This is a genomic window from Streptomyces sp. NBC_01591 (assembly GCF_035918155.1).
GTDB lineage: Bacteria > Actinomycetota > Actinomycetes > Streptomycetales > Streptomycetaceae > Streptomyces.
This window is the reverse complement of record NZ_CP109327.1, coordinates 5,114,554-5,133,325: the sequence shown is the minus strand read 5'-3', so window position 1 is coordinate 5,133,325 and position 18,772 is coordinate 5,114,554. Positions and strand designations below refer to the sequence as shown.

The window sequence follows — 18,772 nt, the reverse complement described above, 5'->3', positions numbered from 1 at the left end:
CACGGCTCACGACCCGGCATTGACGTTGGCAAAGACGACGGCGGCGATCGCCAGGACCAGCGAACCGGCGAGCAGTGCGCTGAGGTAGGTCTGCACGTTGCCGGTCTGCGCGCGGCGGACGGCGGTGCCGAGCCCGCGTGCGACGGCTCCGGAACCGCGTACGTAGGTGTCGACGACCTCGCGGTCCAGGAAGCGGACGAGGCTCGCCGCGGCCTGGACGGGGCGGACGAACAGCGCCGCGTACAGGGCGTCGAGGTGGAAGCCGGCCGCGGCGTGGTGGTGGAGCGGGCCGAGCAGCAGGCGGCCGGGGTCGGCCGGGTCGGGGGCGTCCCCGTCGGCTCCGTAGGCGGCGGTGTGTGCCGTCATGGCCTGGGCCTCGATGAGGGCGGGTTCGGCGTCGGGGTGGGCGACGAAGGTGCCGACGGTGGTGCGGGCGGCGAGCGCCGACGTGTGGCGCCAGGCGCCGTAGATGACGAGGCCGCCGACGAGGCCGACGCCCGTGGAGAGGACGGCGGTGGTCACGGTCGGGGTGAGGCCGTGGCCGTCGAACCAGTCGGTGATCGCGCCGACGGTCAGCCCGAAGGCGATGGTGGGGACGGCGAGGACCCAGAGGACGGCGGTCATCGCGACGGGCTGCCTGCCGTGGCCGGGGGCCTCGGCGCCGCGGCCCCGGAAGGCGAGGAGCCAGAGGCGGGTGGCGTACGCGGCGGTGAGGACGGCGGCGAGCAGTCCGGCGACGAGTACGGTCCAGCCGGCGGCGGCCGGGGCGATGTGCCGGTCCCCGAGCGCGGTGTGCTCGGCGGCGACGAGGACGGCTTCCTTGGAGAAGAAGCCGGCGAACGGGGGGATGGCGGCGAGCGCGAGCAGGGCGACGGTCATCGTCCAGTAGGCGTCCGGGATGCGCTTCGTCAGGCCGCCCATGCGGGACATGGCGGCCAGCGAGTTGGTCCCGGCGGCGTGGATGACGACGCCGGCCGCGAGGAAGAGGACGGCCTTGAACGCACCGTGGGAGAGGAGGTGGAAGACGGCGGCCCCGCGGTCGCCGACGGCCAGGGCGCCGGCCATGTAGCCGAGCTGGCCGATCGTCGAGTAGGCGAGGACGCGCTTGATGTCGTCCTGGGCGAGGGCGGCGAGTCCTGAGCCGATCATCGTGACCGCCGCCATCACGGCGAGTACGACGAGGGCCGCGCCGGACTCGGCGAAGACGGGGAGGAGCCGGGCCACGAAGTAGATGCCGGCGGCGACCATCGTCGCGGCGTGGATGAGCGCGGAGACGGGGGTGGGGCCGGCCATCGCGTCGGGCAGCCAGGTGTGCAGGGGGAACTGCGCAGACTTGCCGGCGACGCCGGCGAGGAGCAGCAGGGCGATGAGGGTGGGGTGGTCCAGGCCGCCGTTGGCGACGGCGCCCAGGATGCCGGTGATGCGGAAGGTGCCGGTGTCGGCGGCGAGCGCGAACAGACCGATCAGGAAGGGGACGTCGCCGAGCTTGGTGACCAGGAAGGCCTTGAGGGAGGCGGCGCGGGCTTCGGGCGTCTCCCAGTAGTGGCCGACGAGGAAGTACGAGCAGATGCCCATGATCTCCCAGCCGACCAGGAGCACCATCAGGTCGCCCGAGTAGACGACGAGCAGCATCGCGGAGGTGAAGAGAGAGACGAGGGCGGCGTACGAGGGGTAGCGGGGGTCGTCGCGCAGGTAGGCGGTCGAGTAGATCTGCACGCAGGTCGCGACGAGCCCGACCAGGACGGCGACGAGGACCGCGAAGCCGTCGAGGTGCAGGGCGAGGTCGATCGGGACCGAGCCGGTGGGGGTGAGCTGGGTCGCGGCGTCGATGGCCCGGCCGCCGCCCTGGCGTGCGGCGACGACGGCCGCGAGGACGGCGGCGAGGAGGGTGGGCAGTACGGCGAGGGGCCGTACGAAGCCGGGGGCGGTGCGTCCGAGCAGGAGACCGGCCGCGGCGCCCAGGAAGGGAAGGAGGGGGACGAGGACGGCGAGGGTCGTGGTGGTCACGCGGTGGCCTCTGCCTTCTTTGCCTTCCCTGCCGCAGCAGTGGCCTGGTCTTCGGTGCCGGTGTCGGACTCGTCGCCCGGGAGGGCTTCGGCGGCGTCGGTCTCGGCGGTGTCGCGTAGGCGGTCGACGTCCGAGCTGCCGCGGTTGCGGTACACGGCGAGGACGATCGCCAGGCCGATGCCGATCTCCGCCGCCGCGATGGCGATGGTGAAGAGGGTGAGGGCCTGGCCGGAGTGCAGGGTGTCGCGGAGCCAGACGTCGAAGGCGACCAGGTTGAGGTTGACGGCGTTGAGCATCAGCTCGACGGACATCAGGACCAGGATCGCGTTGCGCCGGGCGAGCACTCCGTACAGCCCGGTGCAGAAGAGGAGGGCGGCGAGCACCGCGGGATAGGCGAGGTGCATCAGCTCTGCTCCTTACCGCGCTTGCGGGACAGGACGATCGCGCCGACGAGGGCGGCGAGCAGCAGGACGGAGAGTGCTTCGAAGGGCAGCACCCAGTGCCGGAAGAGGAAGGAGCCGGTCACCTCGGTCGAACCCTGGGCCGGTCCGTCCAGGTCGATCCAGGTGGTGCGGAAGGCGTCGACGACGACCCAGACGAGTGCGCCGGCGGCGGCGGCCGCCACGGCGAGGGCCGCCCAGCGGTTGCCCGAGTCGGCGTCCGGGGAGCGGCCGATGGGGGCCCTGGTGAGCATCAGCCCGAAGAGAAGGAGGACGACCACGGAACCGACGTAGATCAGTACCTGCACCCAGGCGATGAACTCCGCGGTGAGCAGGAGGTACTCGACGGCGAGACCACCGAGCGCCACGACCAGCCAGAGGGCGGCGTGCACCAGCTGCTTGGTCGTGACGGTGACGAGGGCCGCGCCGAGGGTGGCGATGCCGACGAGGACGAAGGCGATCTCGATGCCGGTCGGGGAGAGGAAGCCGGAGGGGGCCGCGGTAGCCGCAGTGGCCGTGTTGGCCGCGTTGGCCGCAGTGGCTGCGAGTGTCACTCCTCCCCCTCTGCTTCCTTCTGGGTCTGCTGGGCTTCCTGGGCCTGTTGGGCTCGCTGGGCTTCGAGTTTCTCCGCCGTCTTGCGGGCGGCGGCGATCTCCTTCGGCTCCTCGGCGCCCTGGTCGAGCGCGGGCGGTTCCGGCACCGTCCACATCCATTCGCGGAGCTTGTCGCGCTCATGGGTGAGTTCGAGGATGTCCGTCTCCGCGTACTCGAACTCCGGCGACCAGAACAGCGCGTCGAAGGGGCACACCTCGATGCAGATACCGCAGTACATGCAGAGCGAGAAGTCGATCGCGAAGCGGTCGAGGACATTGCGGCTGCGCTCGCGGCCGCCCGGGGCTGCGGCCGGCACCGTCTCCTTGTGGGAGTCGATGTAGATGCACCAGTCCGGGCACTCGCGGGCGCAGAGCATGCAGACCGTGCAGTTCTCCTCGAACAGCGCGATGACGCCGCGCGAGCGGGGCGGGAGCTCGGGCTGGACGTCCGGGTACTGCGCGGTGACCGTCTTCCTCGTCATCGTCCGCAGGGTGACGGCCAGGCCCTTGGCCAGGCCGGAGCCGGGGATCGGAGACATTAGCTGATCGCCACCTTCACGATGCCGGTGAGCGCGATCTGCGCGAGAGCGAGCGGGATGAGCGCGGTCCAGGCGAGCTTCTGCAGCTGGTCCTCGCGGAGCCGGGGGTAGGACACCCGTAGCCAGATGACGACGAAGGCGAGGACCGCGGTCTTGAGCAGCGTCCAGACCCAGCCGAGTCCATCGGCACCGAACGGGCCGTGCCAGCCGCCGAGGAAGAGGACGGTGGTCAGTCCGCACAGCACGACGATGCCGGCGTACTCGGCCAGCAGGAACAGGGCGAAGCGCAGGCCGGTGTACTCGGTGTACGCGCCGAAGATGATCTCCGAATCGGCGACCGGCATGTCGAACGGCGGACGCTGCAGCTCGGCGAGTCCGGCCACGAAGAAGACCAGTGCGCCGACGATCTGCCAGGGCAGCCACCACCACTCGAAGGCATTGAGGATGCCCGGGAGGGAGACGGTGCCGGCCGCCATCGCCACGGAGGCGGCGGCGAGCAGCATCGGCAGCTCGTACGCGAGCAGCTGGGCGGCGGTGCGCAGGCCCCCGAGGAGGGAGAACTTGTTCGCCGAGGCCCAGCCGGCCATCAGCGAGCCGAGCACTCCCACGCCCATCACGGCGAGCACGAAGAAGATGCCCGCGTCGACGACCTGTCCGACCGCGCCCTCGCTGGGGCCGATCGGGATGGCGACGAGCACGAGGAGGTACGGGAGGAGCGCCACGGCCGGCGCGAGCTGGAAGATGCGGCGGTCGGCCTCGGCCGGGACGATGTCTTCCTTCTGCGCGAACTTCACACCGTCCGCGACGAGCTGCGCCCAGCCGTGGAAGCCGCCCGCGTACATGGGGCCGAGGCGGCCCTGCATGTGGGCCATCACCTTGTGCTCGGTCTGCCCGACGACGAGCGGGAGGACCATGAACACGGCGAAGACGATGACTAGGCGGAGGGCGACGTCCAGTACGTCGTTCACGCGGTATCGCCTCCGGCGGGGTGGTCAGGGGTTTCTGGGGTTTCCGGGGTTTCCGGGGTTTCGGGGGTTTCCGGGGTTTCCGGGGTTTCCGGGGTTTCCGGGGTTTCCGGGGTTTCCGGGGTTTCCGGGTGCGCCGAGGGTTCGGGCTGGTTCGCGGGGGTGGTGGGGTCGTCGGGGGTGGCGTCGGTGTCGGTGGCGGTGGCGGGGGTGCCGCTGCGCGGGGCTTCTCCCCTACCCGCCCCTTCCCGAACCGGGGGCTCCGCCCCCGGACCCCCGCTCCTCAAACGCCGGAGGGGCTGAGGAGCAACCGGGTCCGGAGTGGTGCCGCCCGGTTGGGGAGTACCCGGGTCCGAGGCAGCTTCGTCCGGCTCGGGAGTACCCGGGTCCGAGGCAGCTCCGTCCGACTCGGGAGCACCCGGGGCGAAGGCCGGGCGGGCGTGGTGCCACGGGGCATCGCTGGTTCCGGGGCTCGGCTGCGCCGACCCGGTCCCCGTCCCCGTCCCTGTCCCCGTTCCCGTCTCCGTTCCTGGCCCCATTCCCGCTCCCGCTCCCGTTCCCGCTGCCGTCCCCGGCTCCGGTGCGGCCGGCTGTCGCTGCTGGCTCGCCGAGCCCTGGGAGGCGCTGCGGGTACGGCGCGGGGTCGCGGTCTGCGGGGTCGCGGTCCGGGGTGTCGGCTCCGTGCCCGTGCCCGCCTCCGTGCCCGCCTCCGGGGCTGCCGCCGCTGCCGCCGCTGCCGTCCGCTGGGCGGCCGAGCCCTCGCTCGCGCTGCGGGTGCGGCGCACCGGGCGGTCGCCCGCCGCACGCGGGGTGCGGGCCGGGCGGGACGGGGCGGGCGGGAGCTGGCCCTTCAGGGGGCCCCACTCGTTCGGGTCGGGGACGCCGGGCGGCAGCATCGTGCGTCGCTTCGGGCCGCCGTGCTCCGACTCGCCCGGCTCCTTCGCGCCGGGCCAGGCCTTCGCGACGCGCGCCGCCAGCACGAAGTCCTTGCGCAGCGGGTGGCCCTCGAAGCCCTCCGGCAGCAGCAGCGGCACCAGGTGCGGGTGGCCGTCGAAGCCGATGCCGAACATCTCGTGCGTCTCACGCTCGTGCCAGGCCGCGCCCGCGTAGACGTCGATGGCGGTGGGCAGGACCGCCGCCTCGTGCGGAACGGTCGTACGGATCAGGAGCCGACGGACCTTGCCCCCGGCCAGGGCTGCGACATGGGCGCAGACCCGGAAGCCGGTGCCCGGTTCGTCGACCGCGCTCAGCCAGTCGAAATACGTGCAGCCCAGCCGGTCGCGGGCCGTTTCGAGGGCTGCGATCCAAGAAGCGGCGGGTACGTCGACGGTCAGCAGCTCGTACGCGTACTCCGCCGTCGCGTCCTCGCCGAAGAGCTCGGCGGCGGCGTCCGGCAGGCGGTCGTAGGCGTCAGCGGGGGTTGTGGTCATGCGCGGTCCTTCCCCGAAGCCGGGGCCGAGGCCGGACCCGGGGCCTGCGGGGGCGCGACCAGGCCGCTGCGCAGTGCGGTGGCGGAGGGACGGCTGCCGCCGCCCGTCGCGTACCGCTCACCCAGCGACTCCCGGGCGATCTTCTCCTGAAGCTTGAGGATGCCCTGGAGGAGCGCCTCCGGCCGGGGCGGGCAGCCGGGTACGTAGACGTCGACCGGGATGATCTGGTCGACGCCCTTGGTCACGGAGTACGAGTCCCAGTACGGGCCGCCGCAGTTGGAACAGGCGCCGAAGGAGATGACGTACTTGGGCTCGGGCATCTGCTCGTACAGCCGCTTCACCGCCGGGGCCATCTTGTCGGTCACCGTGCCGGAAACGATCATGAGGTCGGCCTGGCGCGGGCCGGGCGCGAACGGGATCACGCCGAGCCGGATGAAGTCGTGCCGGGCCATGGAGGCGGCGATGAATTCGATGGCGCAGCAGGCGAGCCCGAAGTTGAAGACCCAGAGGCTGTAGCGGCGGCCCCAGTTCAGGACCACCTTCATCGGCTCGGGCGCCAGGCGCGACAGGACGCCGAGCCGTTTGGGCTCCGGCAGGAAGGTCGGCACGGGCTGCGGCTCGGATCCCTCGTCGGCCTGCGGGCTGGTCACGTCCATTCGAGGACGCCCTTCTTCCATGCGTAGAGCAGTCCTACGGCCAGGAAACCGAGGAAGATGAACATTTCGACCAGCGTCGTCGCTCCGTATCCGGGCGCGGAGAATACCGTCGCCCACGGAAACAGGAAGATCGAGTCGACGGCGAAGATCACGTACAGGAAGGCATAGACGTAATAACGGACCTTTGTATGTGCCCATCCTTCACCCACCGGGTCCACGCCGCACTCGTACGTCAGGAGTTTTTCCGGCGTCGGAACCACGGGGCGCAGCAGTCGGCCGGCCCCGAAGGCGACGGCGACGAAAAGCACGCCGATCACGGCGAGCAGTCCGACCACTGAATAGCCGTGGAAGTAGTCCGACGCGAGAACGGTCGATTCCGGCAGGTCCGCTACGTCCGCCACGTCCGCCCCTCGCTCCCTCGAATCCGTCCGGTGATCTGTACGCACGGGAGTCTAGGCCCTGTTAAAGAGAGGGTAAGCAGCCGCATCGGACAAGGGGTGGGGTTATCCCCACTTCACCCCACCCACGAGCCCCATGGCGTGCGCCGGTCCGGCCCGGCAGGCTGGGGCGTATGACCATGAGCCCCCTGGTGCCGGACGACGACCGGCCACCGCCCGCCCGCTGCATCCCCGACCGGTGGACATGGAAGGAGATCGGCCATCTCCTGGCCGATCTCCCCATGGCCCTGGTCGGGTTTGTTTACACCGTGTTCATGATCGGCGTCGGCGTGGGGCTTGCGGTCACGGTGGTCGGTCTGCCTCTGCTCGCCGTCGGGCTGCACGGGGCGCGGCTGATCGGCAAGGCCGAGCGGGGCCGGGCGCGGGCGATGCTCGGGGTGCGGATCGACGAGCCGAGCCCGGTGGATCTGTCCCGCCGGGAGAAGGGGTTCTTCTCCTGGCTGTGGTCGAGCCTCAAGGATCCGGTGGGCTGGCGGACGGTGCTGTACTCCTTCGTCCGGCTGCCCTGGGGCGTACTCACCTTCACGGTGACGCTCGTGAGCTTCCTCGTGCTCTGGCCGCTGCTCCCCCACATCACTCGGCTTCTCAGCAACGGGGACCGGGCGATGGTGCGCGGGCTGCTCTCGCCCTCCGACGAGCTGGAGCGCCGGATCGCCGAGCTGGAGGCGGACCGCGGGGTGGTCGTCGACACCGCCGCCGCCGACCTCCGCCGCATCGAACGCGACCTGCACGACGGCGCCCAGGCCCGCCTCGTTGCCCTCGCCATGGGCCTCGGCCTGGCCAAGGAGAAGCTGACCGACGACCCCGAAGCCGCGGCCCGCATGGTCGACGAAGCCCACGGCGAGGTCAAGGTCGCCCTCCAGGAACTCCGCGACCTCGCCCGCGGCATCCACCCCGCCGTCCTCACCGACCGCGGACTCGACGCCGCACTCTCCGCCATCGCCTCCCGCTGCACCGTCCCCGTCACCGTGGGCGTGGATCTGCCGGGGCGCCCCGCGGAGGCGATCGAGGGGATCGCGTACTTCACGGTCTCCGAGCTGCTGCAGAACGTGAGCAAGCACAGCGCGGCGCGTTCGGCGGCCGTCGAGGTGTGGCGCTCCGGGGACCGGCTGCTGCTCCAGGTCACCGACGACGGCCGGGGCGGGGCCCGGATGGACGGCGGTACGGGAATGGCGGGGCTGGCCGAGCGGCTGGGTGCCGTCGACGGGCTGTTCGTCCTCGACTCGCCGGTCGGCGGACCCACGACGGTCACGGCGGAACTGCCCTGGCGGGACCGCGAGCAGAAGAAGGGCACGGAGCCGAGGGGTACGGGGGCAGCGGTCAAGCGCCTCTAGGGCCGCCCCGGAACCCCCCATGGTGGGGAAAACCCCCGGTCGAAGAGGGATACCCCCCTCATGGTGCGCCGGCCCGCGAAACAGCACCCTTGTCGTAATGGCCGGAACAGCACCCGATCCCCGGCCCCCGACCCCGGCACCACCCACCGCATCGCGCACCGCACCACCCACCGCATCGCACACCCGCATCGCAGACCGCTGAGAAGAAACGGACAGCACCCATGGCCACGGCATACGGACCGGACACTCGGGACCACCAGCGGTCCGGAGCCGGTTTCGGGGACCATCCCCCGGTGAAGCATTTCTTCCCCGCCGCGCTGCGGGCGCCCGTCGAGGGCCGGACCTGGCGCGAGTTCGCCTATCTGCTGCTGAGCCTGCCGATCAGCCTCGTCCTGTTCAGCCTCTCGATCACCCTGACGACGCTGGGTGTCGGTTTGCTGATCACCTTCCTCGGGGTTCCGATCCTGGCCGGCGCGCTGGCCCTGTGCCGCGGCTTCGGCGCGATGGAACGGGCACGGGCGCGCGGACTGCTGAAGCTGGACGTGGCGGCCCCGGCGCCGGCGCGCGGCAGGACCGGTGGCCTGATGTCCTGGGTGGGCGCGATCCTCAAGAGCGGGGTGTCCTGGCGCCATCTGCTCTACACGCTGCTGCACCTCCCGTGGGCGACCTTCGCCTTCTCCGTCGCGGTGACGTTCTGGATGTGCGGGTGGACCGCGTTCACCTACCCGCTGTGGCACTGGGTCTTCCCGACGTACGTGGGTAGCGACGGCATTCAGCTGTACGGCGACCGGGCCCACGAGGTCTACCTCGACACCTCCGTCGAGCTGGCCCTGACCAGTGCGGTCGGCCTGGTGTTCGTGCTCGTCACGCCGTGGATCATCCGCGGTCTGGTGAGCGTGGACCGGGTGATGGTGGCCGGGCTGCTCGGGCCGTCCCGGCTGGCGACCCGCGTCTCGGAGCTGGAGACGGACCGCGGGGTGGTCGTCGACACCGCCGCCGCCGACCTCCGCCGCATCGAACGCGACCTGCACGACGGCGCCCAGGCCCGCCTCGTTGCCCTCGCCATGGATCTGGGCCTGGCGAAGGAGAAGCTGACCGACGACCCCGAAGCCGCGGCCCGCATGGTCGACGAAGCCCACGGCGAGGTCAAGGTCGCCCTCCAGGAACTCCGCGACCTCGCCCGCGGCATCCACCCCGCCGTCCTCACCGACCGCGGACTCGACGCCGCACTCTCCGCCATCGCCTCCCGCTGCACCGTCCCCGTCAAGGTCGAGGTGGATCTGGCCTCCCGGCCGGCCCAGGCGATCGAGGGAATCGCGTACTTCACGGTCTCCGAGCTGTTGCAGAACGTGAGCAAGCATGCGCGGGCGACCCGCGCGTCGGTCGATGTGTGGCGGGCGGCGGACCGGCTGATGCTCCAGGTCACCGACGACGGACGCGGCGGCGCCGATGCGTCGGCGGGCAGTGGGCTCGCCGGGCTGACCGAGCGGCTGGACGCGGTGGACGGCGTCCTGGTCGTGGATTCCCCGCAGGGCGGCCCGACCCGGATCACGGCCGAGCTGCCGTGGCGCGGCTGAGCACGGCTGAGTGCAGCTGAATGCGGCTGAGTACGACTGGGTACGCCCGAGCACGCCCGAGCACGGCCGAGTACGACCGAAGTCCACCCGTCGGCCGAGGACACCACCCGCCGATGCTGGGATGCTGGAGACCGTACGTGCGGGACCAGCGAACAGTGGGGGCAACGGCTTCATGGTGATGGTGGAGGACAGGGTGCGAGTAGTCATCGCCGAGGATTCGGTGCTGCTCCGGGAAGGACTCACCCGGCTGCTGACCGATCTCGGGCATGACGTCGTCGCCGGAGTGGGGGACGCCGAGGCGCTGATCAAGACGGTGGGCGACCTGGCGGGGCAGGACGCGCTGCCCGATGTGGTGGTCGCCGATGTGCGGATGCCCCCGACCCACACCGACGAGGGTGTGCGGGCGGCCGTGCGGCTGCGGAAGGACTACCCGGGGATAGGGGTCCTGGTCCTTTCGCAGTACGTCGAGGAGCAGTACGCAACCGAGCTGCTGGCCGGATCCAGCCGGGGCGTGGGGTACCTGCTGAAGGACCGGGTCGCCGAGGTCAGGGAATTCGTGGACGCGGTGGTCCGGGTGGCGCAGGGCGGGACGGCGCTGGACCCTGAGGTGGTGGCGCAGCTGCTGGGCCGGAGTCGTAAGCAGGACGTTCTGGCCGGGCTGACGCCACGCGAGCGCGAGGTGCTCGGCCTGATGGCGGAAGGGCGGACGAACTCCGCGGTGGCCCGGCAGCTGGTGGTGAGCGACGGCGCCGTGGAGAAGCACGTCAGCAACATCTTCCTGAAGCTGGGCCTGTCCCCCAGTGACGGGGATCACCGCCGGGTACTGGCCGTACTGACCTACCTGAACTCCTGACGAACTGACACTCTGTCAGATACCTGGTGGAGGTCACCGCGGAGAGCCGGCCACGGCTGCCGCGGTGACCGGGCCCCGGGGCGGACACGTCCTAGCACCAAAGAATGAGTGCAAAGCGTCTTCATCGAACGGCTGAGGGGCTTGCGAAGCATGACAAACCGGTATCAAATCGCGTCCCAAAATCACGTCCACCATTTGATCGGTCCAGGGAAGGCGACCCTTACCGACGTAGGGTGGGCATGGGGACCGTCGGCGGGCCGGCGGTACCCGAGCCGCCGCCCCGAGGGAGGTCCAGTTCAGTGACCAGCCAGGTCAGTAGCCCAGCCGAACAGGCCGATGAGGCCAGCGAGGCGCTCGTCGGGGGACAGCGTGCCCCCCGTCCCGATCATGCGGGCGCCGGCGAGAAGGAGATCCGCCGCCTCGACCGGGTGATCATCCGTTTCGCGGGTGACTCCGGAGACGGTATGCAGCTCACCGGAGATCGCTTCACTTCGGAGACCGCGTCATTCGGGAACGATCTTTCCACGCTGCCGAACTTCCCCGCCGAGATCCGCGCCCCCGCAGGCACCCTGCCGGGGGTTTCTTCGTTCCAGCTGCATTTCGCGGACCATGACATCCTCACGCCGGGCGATGCGCCGAACGTGCTGGTCGCGATGAATCCGGCCGCGTTGAAGGCGAACATCGGCGATGTGCCGCGCGGTGCGGAAATCATCGTGAACACCGATGAGTTCGCCAAGCGGCCGATGGCGAAGGTCGGCTACGAGACCAGTCCGCTGGAGGACGGCTCGCTGGATGCCTACAGCGTGCATCCGGTGCCGCTGACGACGCTCACGATCGAGGCGCTGAAGGAGTTCGGCCTTTCCCGCAAGGAGGCCGAGCGGTCGAAGAACATGTTCGCGCTGGGTCTGCTGTCGTGGATGTACCACCGGCCGACCGAGGGGACCGAGGCGTTCCTTCGCGCCAAGTTCGCGAAGAAGCCGCAGATCGCCGAGGCGAACGTGACCGCGTTCCGCGCCGGGTGGAATTTCGGGGAGACGACGGAGGACTTCGCCGTCTCCTACGAGGTGGCACCCGCCTCGCAGGCCTTCCCGGCGGGTACGTACCGCAACATCTCGGGGAATCTGGCCCTGTCGTACGGGCTGATCGCCGCGTCCCGGCAGGCGGACCTGCCGCTCTACCTGGGCTCCTACCCGATCACCCCGGCCTCCGACATCCTGCACGAGCTCAGCAAGCACAAGAACTTCGGGGTGCGCACCTTCCAGGCCGAGGACGAGATCGCGGGAATCGGGGCGGCGCTGGGCGCGGCGTTCGGCGGTTCGCTCGCGGTGACGACGACGTCGGGGCCCGGCGTGGCGCTGAAGTCGGAGACGATCGGGCTCGCCGTCTCCCTGGAGCTGCCGCTGATCATCGTCGACATCCAGCGCGGTGGCCCGTCCACTGGCCTGCCGACCAAGACCGAGCAGGCCGACCTGCTCCAGGCGATGTACGGGCGCAACGGCGAGGCCCCCGTCCCGATCGTGGCCCCCAGGACCCCGGCGGACTGTTTCGATGCCGCGCTCGACGCCGCGCGGATCGCCCTGACCTACCGCACCCCCGTCTTCCTGCTCTCCGACGGGTACCTCGCCAACGGCTCCGAGCCGTGGAAGATCCCCGAGACCGACGAGCTGCCCGACCTGCGCGTCCGGTTCGCCACCGGCCCCAACCATGAACTGGCCGACGGCACCGAGGTGTTCTGGCCCTACAAGCGCGACCCGCAGACCCTGGCCCGCCCGTGGGCGCTGCCCGGCACCCCCGGTCTCGAACACCGCATCGGCGGCATCGAGAAGCAGGACGGCAGCGGCAACATCTCCTACGACCCCGCCAACCACGACCTCATGGTCCGCACCCGCCAGGCCAAGATCGACGGCATCGAGGTCCCCGACCTCCAGGTCGACGACCCCTCCGACGCCAGGACCCTGGTGCTGGGCTGGGGCTCCACCTACGGCCCCATCACCGCCGCTGTCCGCCGCCTCCGTACCGCCGGACACCCCATCGCCCAGGCCCACCTGCGCAGCCTCAGCCCGTTCCCGAAGAACCTCGGCGAAGTCCTGGGGCGCTACGACAAGGTCATCGTCCCCGAGATGAACCTCGGCCAGCTGGCCACCCTCATCCGGGCCAAGTACCTCGTGGACGCACACAGCTACAACCAGGTCAACGGCATGCCGTTCAAGGCCGAACAGCTCGCAACGGCACTCAAGGAGGCCATCGATGCCTGACGCCAACCAGCTCCTGCACCTGGTGCCCAAGGCCGAGGCCAAGCAGTCCATGAAGGACTTCAAGTCCGACCAGGAAGTCCGCTGGTGCCCCGGCTGCGGCGACTACGCCGTCCTCGCCGCCGTGCAGGGCTTCATGCCCGAACTCGGCCTGGCGAAGGAGAACATCGTCTTCGTCTCCGGCATCGGCTGCTCCTCCCGCTTCCCGTACTACATGAACACCTACGGGATGCACTCCATCCACGGCCGCGCCCCGGCCATCGCCACCGGACTCGCCTCCTCCCGCCGTGACCTGTCCGTCTGGGTCGTCACCGGCGACGGCGACGCCCTGTCCATCGGCGGCAACCACCTCATCCACGCCCTGCGCCGCAATGTGAACCTCAAGATCCTCCTGTTCAACAACCGGATCTACGGCCTCACCAAGGGCCAGTACTCCCCCACCTCCGAAATCGGCAAGATCACCAAGTCCACGCCGATGGGCTCCCTCGACGCCCCCTTCAACCCGGTCTCCCTGGCCATCGGCGCGGAAGCCTCCTTCGTCGCCCGCACCATCGACTCCGACCGCAAGCACCTCACGAGCGTGCTGCGCGCGGCGGCCGACCACCCGGGCACGGCACTGGTGGAGATCTACCAGAACTGCAACATCTTCAACGACGGCGCGTTCGAGGCCCTCAAGGACAAGGAACGGGCTCAGGACGCGGTCATCCGCCTCGAACACGGACAGCCGATCCTCTTCGGCGTGGACAACAGCAAGGGCGTCGCCCGCGACCCGGCCACCGGCGATCTCCAGGTCGTGACCGTCACCGAGGAGAACCGGTCCCAGGTCCTCGTCCACGACGCCCACAACCCGTCCCCGACCGCGGCCTTCGCCCTCTCCCGCCTCGCCGACCCCGACACCCTCCACCAGACCCCCATCGGCGTGCTGCGCGACATCGACCGCCCCGTCTACGACACCCTCATGGCCGAACAACTCGACACCGCCGTCGAACAGAACGGCAAGGGCGACCTCGCCGCGCTCCTCGCCGGCAACGACAACTGGACGGTCGTCGGCTAGTTCGTCCCGTTTGAATCATTTGAATCATCCGTCGCCGGACGGGCTGAATTTCGGCCCGTCCGGCGACGGCGTACCGGGCGTGCGGCCGGCCGCCGCGCACGATGTGGCCATGACCCTGGACCGTCCCGCGTACCGCATCAAGCGGCGTCTGCTCGGCAAGGCGCTCACCACCGAGCGCATCAGCGAGGAGAAGCTGAACAACCGGACGGCGCTCGGGGTGCTCGCCTCCGACTGCATCAGTTCGTCCGCGTACGGCTCCGAGGAGATGCTCCGGGTTCTCGTACCCGTCGTCGGGGCCGCCGCGTTCACGCTCCTGATGCCGGTGACCGGCGCGATCCTGCTGGTGCTGCTGCTTCTGACGCTCTGTTACAGCGATGTCGTCATGATCTACACCCGGGCGGGCGGGTCCTATGTCGTCGCGCGGGAGAACTTCGGGCCGAATATCGCGCAGATCGCCGCCGTGGCACTGCTCGTCGACTACATCGTCACCGTCGCCGTCCAGGTCTCCGCGGGCACCAACGCCCTGATCTCGCTCGCCCATCTGGTCGGCGGCGACTTCACCGGCCTGGACCACCTCCAGATCCCGGTCTCCGTCGGTGTCATCGTGCTGCTCGCGTACGGGAATCTGCGCGGGATCCGCGAGGCGGGCCGGGCCTTCGCGCTGCCCGCCTATCTCTTCATGGCCGCCGTCGGTCTCGTCCTCCTCGTCGCCGCGGTGCGCGGGCTCACGGGCGAGCTGCCGCACGCCGACCTGCACGCCGCCGGAGTCGTACCGCTCGGCACCCCGGGCGACGGCTGGCTGTACGGCGCCTCGCTCTTCATCGTGCTGCGCTCGTTCGCCAACGGCGGCTCGTCCCTCACCGGACTCGAAGCGATCTCCAACGGCATCTCCGCGTTCCGCGAACCGCAGGGCCGCAACGCCCGCCGCACCCTGATCACGATGAGCTGTGTACTCGGCGTCCTGGTTCTCGGGGTCTCCACACTGGCGCACTTCACCCATGCCGTCCCGTACACCGACGGCACTCCGACGGTCATCGCGCAGGAGGCCCATCTCGCCTTCGGCAGCGGGCCGCTGGGGACGGCCGGGCTGGTCTTCGTGCAGCTGGCGACCGCGCTGGTCCTCTACACCGGCGCCAACACACCGTTCACCGGCTTCCCGTTCCTCGCCAGCTTCGTCGCCGAGGACCGGTTCCTGCCCCGGCAGCTGACCCGGCGCGGACACCGGCTCGCGTTCTCCAACGGCATCATCGCGCTGACCGTCGTCTCGTTGGCGCTGCTGCTGGTCACCGAGGCCAGCGTGGACAAGCTGGTGGCGCTGTACGCGATCGGCGTGTTCACCGCCTTCACCATGGCCGGGGCCGGTCTCACCGCGTACCACCTGCGGCGCCGCGAGCCGTACCGCAGGACGAAGATCACGGTCAACGGGCTCGCCGCGGTCATCTCGGCCGCGGTCGTGCTGATCTTCGCGGTCACCAAGTTCACCGAGGGCGCCTGGCTGGTCGTGGTGGTCTTCCCGCTCGGTGTGTGGGCGCTGACGCGGATCAACCGTGAGTACCGGCGCGAGGCCGCGGTGCTGCAGAGCCTCCAGCCGCCGGGGGCCGACCGGCCCCGGGACCTGCGCCATCTGGTCTTCGTCCTCGTCGAGACGCTGGACCTGGCGACGATCAAGGCGTTGCGGTACGCCCACGAGCTGCGCCCGGACGAGATCCGGGCCGTGCACTTCGCGATCGACGAGGCGCACGGCAGACGGCTGGCCGCCCGGTGGGAGGCGACGGCCGCCACGTCCGTGTCCCTGGAGCTGGTGGAGTGCCCGGACCGGCGGCTGCGCCACGCGATGAAGGAGCTCGCCACCCGCACCACGGAGGACGGCAGGACCTCGCTGACGGTGCTGGTGCCGCGGCGGATGTACACCAATGCGCTCGGGAAGCTGCTGCACCGGGGTACGGGCGAGCAGATGGCGAAGACGCTGGCGCAGCTGCCGCACGTGGCGGTGACGATCCTGCCCTTCGACGTGTCGCGTGCGCTGCGCGCGCTGGAGGAGGGACGCGCGCCCCAGCCGGAGTGACCACGCGGGCCTTACGGGGCGTGCGCCTTCTGTTCGTCGTACGTCTCGCGCGCCGCGTGCACCGCGTCCAGGCGGCGCTCGGTCCAGCGGGCCAGCGCCCACACCTGCTCGGCGGCCTCCCGGCCCAGCCCGGTGAGCGAGTAGTCGACCCGCGGCGGGATCACCGGCTTGGCGTCCCGGTGCACGAATCCGTCGCGCTCCAGCGTCCGGAGGGTCTGGGCCAGCATCTTCTCGCTGACGCCGCCCACCTCGCGGCGCAGTTCGCTGAAGCGGTACGGGCGCTCAAGCAGGGCGGCCAGGACCAGGACGCCCCAGCGGCTGGTGACATGTTCGAGCACCAGCCGGGAGGGACACATCGGCCGGTTCACGTCGGGCCGCGCGCCCTGTTCACTCACGTTCACACCAGTACCTTACTTCAAAGTGGGTACTTTCGATTAGTTAGTGCACCCCATACAGCGAGTCGTACGAGCCCGAACAAGGACAAGTGCCACAAGCGTTATAAGTGCCACCGGTTCCACCCAGGAGGAGAAACCCCATGAGCATCGTCGTCACCGGAGCCACCGGAGAGCTCGGCCGTCTCGTCATCGAGCAGCTGCTGGCCACCGTGCCCGCGAGCGAGATCGCCGCCGTCGTGCGCAACGAGGAGAAGGCCGCCCCGCTCGCCGCCCGCGGCATCGAGCTCCGTGTCGCGGACTACGACCGGCCGGAGTCCCTCAAGGACGTCTTCCGGGCCGGCGACCGGGTCCTGCTCATCTCCGGCAGCGAGGTCGGCAGGCGCGTACCGCAGCACACCGCGGTCATCGACGCGGCCAAGGCGGCGGGCGTCGCCCAGCTCGCGTACACCGGCGTACTGGGCGGCCCCGACGCCGACTTCCAGCTGGCCGCCGAGCACAAGGTCACCGAGCAGCTGATCCTCGACTCCGGACTGCCCCACACCTTCCTGCGCAACGGCTGGTACACCGAGAACTACACGGCCAACCTCGCCCCGGTCCTGGAGCACGGCGCCGTCGTCGCCAACGCGGGCGACGGCCGGGTCGCCTCCGCCACCCGCGCGGACTACGCCGCCGCGGCCGCCGCCGTACTGACCGGCGAGGGCCACATCGGCGCGGTCTACGAGCTGAGCGGCGATGTCGCCTGGTCGTTCGCGGAGTACGCGGCCGCGGTCTCCGCCGCCACCGGCAAGAAGATCGAGTACAAGAACGTCCCGGCCGCCGTGCACCAGGAGATCCTGGTCGGCGCCGGACTGCCCGAGGGCTTCGCGGCGATCCTCGTCGACGTCGACGAGGCGATCGGGCGCGGCCTGCTCGCCGCCACGAGCGGCGACCTGGCCCGGCTGATCGGCCGCCCGACGACGCCGCTCACCGAGACGGTGGCCGCCGCGGCGGCCGCCGCGTAACACCCGGTTCCCCCACACCTCAGGGGCCCCATGTCATGACCGTATCTCGATACGGGTATGACATGGGGCCCTCCCCGGCGCTACCGTCGTGCAGTTGACGCAGACACGCCTGGAGGGCCCGTGAAGGGGATCAATGAACAGCGGGCGGGACTCCTGTCCGGCATCGGCGCGTACGGCCTGTGGGGACTCGTCCCGCTCTTCTGGCCGCTGTTGAAGCCCGCCGGCGCGATCGAGATCCTCGCCCACCGCATGGTCTGGTCCCTCGGCTTCGTCGCCGTCGCACTGCTGCTGCTGCGCCGCTGGTCCTGGATCGGCGAGTTGCTGCGGCAGCCGAGGAAGCTCGGCCTGATCTCGGTGGCCGCGGCCACGATCACGGTCAACTGGGGCCTGTACATCTGGTCCGTGAACAACGGCCATGTCGTCGAGGCGTCGCTCGGTTACTTCATCAACCCGCTGGTCACCATAGCCATGGGCGTCCTGCTCCTCGGCGAGCGGCTGCGCCCCGTGCAGTGGGTGGCGGTCGGCACCGGTTTCGCGGCGGTGCTCGTGCTGGCGATCGGTTACGGGCGCCCGCCGTGGATCTCGCTGATCCTGGCGTTCTCCTTCGCGACCTACGGGCTGATGAAGAAGAAGGTCGACATGGGCGGCCTGGAGTCGCTCACCGCCGAGACCGCCGTGGTGTTCCTGCCCGCGCTCGGCTATCTGCTGTGGCTGGGCGCCCAGGGCGAGTCGACGTTCACCTCCGACGGCGTCGGCCACGCGGCGCTGCTGGCCTCGGCGGGCCTCGTCACGGCCGTCCCGCTCGTCCTGTTCGGCGCGGCGGCGATCCGGGTGCCGCTCTCGACCCTGGGCCTGCTGCAGTACCTGGCGCCGGTCTTCCAGTTCGCCCTCGGCATCCTCTACTTCCACGAGGCGATGCCGCCGGAGCGGTGGGCCGGGTTCGCCCTGGTGTGGCTGGCGCTCACCCTGCTGACGTGGGACGCGTTCCGGACGGCGCGGCGGACGAGGGCACAGGTGCGCGAGGCGCGGCGGGTGGCGCAGCAGCAAGCGCCGCAGCCGAATCCGCCTGCCGCCGATGAGCCCGCCTCACGCGCACAACTTTAATTACCCGGTTGCTTTTTTAACTCGGTTACGTTTTCCTGGGACATTCACG

General features: G+C 70.5%; 17 protein-coding genes. 8 read left to right on the top strand and 9 right to left on the bottom strand.

The features are described 5' to 3' along the window. Nucleotides 1–6: 6 nt before the first annotated feature. Genes OG978_RS23995 through OG978_RS23960 form a run of 8 tightly spaced genes read right to left on the bottom strand, consistent with a single transcriptional unit; the run spans nucleotide 7 to nucleotide 7,031 of the window. Entirely contained in the window at nucleotides 7–2,007 is a 2,001-nt protein-coding gene (locus OG978_RS23995; protein WP_326767185.1) for an NADH-quinone oxidoreductase subunit 5 family protein, read from the bottom strand. Next, the gene (gene nuoK, locus OG978_RS23990; RefSeq protein ID WP_326767184.1) at nucleotides 2,004–2,411 is read right to left on the bottom strand and encodes an NADH-quinone oxidoreductase subunit NuoK; all 408 of its coding nucleotides are present in this window, start codon (nucleotides 2,409–2,411) and stop codon (nucleotides 2,004–2,006) included. Before nuoK ends, OG978_RS23995 begins: the two co-directional genes overlap by 4 nt. Continuing rightward, nucleotides 2,411–3,001 carry an NADH-quinone oxidoreductase subunit J family protein gene (locus tag OG978_RS23985; protein WP_442817741.1) on the bottom strand — a complete coding sequence of 197 codons (591 nt, stop codon included), beginning with the start codon at nucleotides 2,999–3,001 and terminating at the stop codon, nucleotides 2,411–2,413. Before OG978_RS23985 ends, nuoK begins: the two co-directional genes overlap by 1 nt. Then, the gene (locus OG978_RS23980) at nucleotides 2,998–3,579 is read right to left on the bottom strand and encodes a NuoI/complex I 23 kDa subunit family protein (RefSeq protein ID WP_326767183.1); all 582 of its coding nucleotides are present in this window, start codon (nucleotides 3,577–3,579) and stop codon (nucleotides 2,998–3,000) included. The genes OG978_RS23985 and OG978_RS23980 overlap by 4 nt, the downstream gene beginning before the upstream one ends. Beyond that, nucleotides 3,579–4,547: a complex I subunit 1/NuoH family protein gene (locus tag OG978_RS23975; RefSeq protein ID WP_326767182.1), complete on the bottom strand. Its 969-nt coding sequence runs from the start codon at nucleotides 4,545–4,547 to the stop codon at nucleotides 3,579–3,581. Before OG978_RS23975 ends, OG978_RS23980 begins: the two co-directional genes overlap by 1 nt. Next, the gene (locus OG978_RS23970; RefSeq protein ID WP_326767181.1) at nucleotides 4,544–5,974 is read right to left on the bottom strand and encodes an NADH-quinone oxidoreductase subunit C; all 1,431 of its coding nucleotides are present in this window, start codon (nucleotides 5,972–5,974) and stop codon (nucleotides 4,544–4,546) included. The genes OG978_RS23975 and OG978_RS23970 overlap by 4 nt, the downstream gene beginning before the upstream one ends. Then, nucleotides 5,971–6,630 carry an NADH-quinone oxidoreductase subunit B gene (locus tag OG978_RS23965; protein WP_326767180.1) on the bottom strand — a complete coding sequence of 220 codons (660 nt, stop codon included), beginning with the start codon at nucleotides 6,628–6,630 and terminating at the stop codon, nucleotides 5,971–5,973. The genes OG978_RS23970 and OG978_RS23965 overlap by 4 nt, the downstream gene beginning before the upstream one ends. Continuing rightward, complete coding sequence (locus tag OG978_RS23960; RefSeq protein WP_326767179.1) at nucleotides 6,621–7,031, bottom strand: NADH-quinone oxidoreductase subunit A; 411 nt, start codon at nucleotides 7,029–7,031, stop codon at nucleotides 6,621–6,623. The genes OG978_RS23965 and OG978_RS23960 overlap by 10 nt, the downstream gene beginning before the upstream one ends. A gap of 170 nt (nucleotides 7,032–7,201) precedes the next feature. Here OG978_RS23960 and OG978_RS23955 point away from each other — a divergent pair, with 170 nt between their 5' ends. From OG978_RS23955 to OG978_RS23930, 6 genes are all read left to right on the top strand, one after another. Then, nucleotides 7,202–8,422, top strand: coding sequence for a sensor histidine kinase (locus OG978_RS23955; RefSeq protein WP_326767178.1), 1,221 nt, complete (start codon nucleotides 7,202–7,204; stop codon nucleotides 8,420–8,422). Between the two features lie 221 nt (nucleotides 8,423–8,643). Then, complete coding sequence (locus tag OG978_RS23950) at nucleotides 8,644–9,999, top strand: sensor histidine kinase (RefSeq protein ID WP_326767177.1); 1,356 nt, start codon at nucleotides 8,644–8,646, stop codon at nucleotides 9,997–9,999. A 178-nt stretch (nucleotides 10,000–10,177) separates the two neighbouring features. Then, the gene (locus OG978_RS23945) at nucleotides 10,178–10,852 is read left to right on the top strand and encodes a response regulator transcription factor (RefSeq protein ID WP_177328130.1); all 675 of its coding nucleotides are present in this window, start codon (nucleotides 10,178–10,180) and stop codon (nucleotides 10,850–10,852) included. Nucleotides 10,853–11,151: 299 nt separating this feature from the next. Further along, nucleotides 11,152–13,107, top strand: coding sequence for a 2-oxoacid:acceptor oxidoreductase subunit alpha (locus OG978_RS23940; protein ID WP_326767176.1), 1,956 nt, complete (start codon nucleotides 11,152–11,154; stop codon nucleotides 13,105–13,107). Further along, on the top strand, nucleotides 13,100–14,158 hold the full coding sequence (locus OG978_RS23935) for a 2-oxoacid:ferredoxin oxidoreductase subunit beta (protein ID WP_326767175.1): 1,059 nt from the start codon (nucleotides 13,100–13,102) through the stop codon (nucleotides 14,156–14,158). Before OG978_RS23940 ends, OG978_RS23935 begins: the two co-directional genes overlap by 8 nt. A gap of 109 nt (nucleotides 14,159–14,267) precedes the next feature. Next, a complete protein-coding gene (locus tag OG978_RS23930) occupies nucleotides 14,268–16,223 on the top strand; it encodes an APC family permease (RefSeq protein ID WP_326767174.1) in 1,956 nt (651 codons plus the stop codon). Nucleotides 16,224–16,234: 11 nt separating this feature from the next. Here the strand turns inward: OG978_RS23930 and OG978_RS23925 are convergent, their stop codons facing one another. Then, nucleotides 16,235–16,579, bottom strand: a complete 345-nt coding sequence (locus OG978_RS23925) for a winged helix-turn-helix transcriptional regulator (protein ID WP_326770144.1) — start codon at nucleotides 16,577–16,579, stop codon at nucleotides 16,235–16,237. A 179-nt stretch (nucleotides 16,580–16,758) separates the two neighbouring features. On the opposite strand from OG978_RS23925, the gene OG978_RS23920 reads away from it, so the two are divergent. Together OG978_RS23920 and rarD are read left to right on the top strand one after the other, a co-directional pair. Beyond that, nucleotides 16,759–17,619, top strand: coding sequence for an SDR family oxidoreductase (locus tag OG978_RS23920; RefSeq protein WP_326767173.1), 861 nt, complete (start codon nucleotides 16,759–16,761; stop codon nucleotides 17,617–17,619). A gap of 120 nt (nucleotides 17,620–17,739) precedes the next feature. Next, nucleotides 17,740–18,723: an EamA family transporter RarD gene (gene rarD / locus OG978_RS23915; RefSeq protein WP_326767172.1), complete on the top strand. Its 984-nt coding sequence runs from the start codon at nucleotides 17,740–17,742 to the stop codon at nucleotides 18,721–18,723. Nucleotides 18,724–18,772: the final 49 nt, after the last annotated feature.

Excerpts from the sequence above, each read along its gene's own strand:
- OG978_RS23945 (WP_177328130.1), top strand. The coding sequence starts at position 10,178 with ATGGTGGAGGACAGGGTGCGAGTAGTCATCGCCGAGGATTCGGTGCTG.
- OG978_RS23965 (WP_326767180.1), bottom strand. The coding sequence starts at position 6,630 with ATGGACGTGACCAGCCCGCAGGCCGACGAGGGATCCGAGCCGCAGCCC.
- OG978_RS23955 (WP_326767178.1), top strand. The coding sequence starts at position 7,202 with ATGACCATGAGCCCCCTGGTGCCGGACGACGACCGGCCACCGCCCGCC.
- OG978_RS23980 (WP_326767183.1), bottom strand. The coding sequence starts at position 3,579 with ATGTCTCCGATCCCCGGCTCCGGCCTGGCCAAGGGCCTGGCCGTCACC.
- OG978_RS23970 (WP_326767181.1), bottom strand. The coding sequence starts at position 5,974 with ATGACCACAACCCCCGCTGACGCCTACGACCGCCTGCCGGACGCCGCC.
- OG978_RS23930 (WP_326767174.1), top strand. The coding sequence starts at position 14,268 with ATGACCCTGGACCGTCCCGCGTACCGCATCAAGCGGCGTCTGCTCGGC.
- OG978_RS23935 (WP_326767175.1), top strand. The coding sequence starts at position 13,100 with ATGCCTGACGCCAACCAGCTCCTGCACCTGGTGCCCAAGGCCGAGGCC.
- OG978_RS23920 (WP_326767173.1), top strand. The coding sequence starts at position 16,759 with ATGAGCATCGTCGTCACCGGAGCCACCGGAGAGCTCGGCCGTCTCGTC.
- OG978_RS23925 (WP_326770144.1), bottom strand. The coding sequence starts at position 16,579 with ATGTGTCCCTCCCGGCTGGTGCTCGAACATGTCACCAGCCGCTGGGGC.
- nuoK (WP_326767184.1), bottom strand. The coding sequence starts at position 2,411 with ATGCACCTCGCCTATCCCGCGGTGCTCGCCGCCCTCCTCTTCTGCACC.
- OG978_RS23950 (WP_326767177.1), top strand. The coding sequence starts at position 8,644 with ATGGCCACGGCATACGGACCGGACACTCGGGACCACCAGCGGTCCGGA.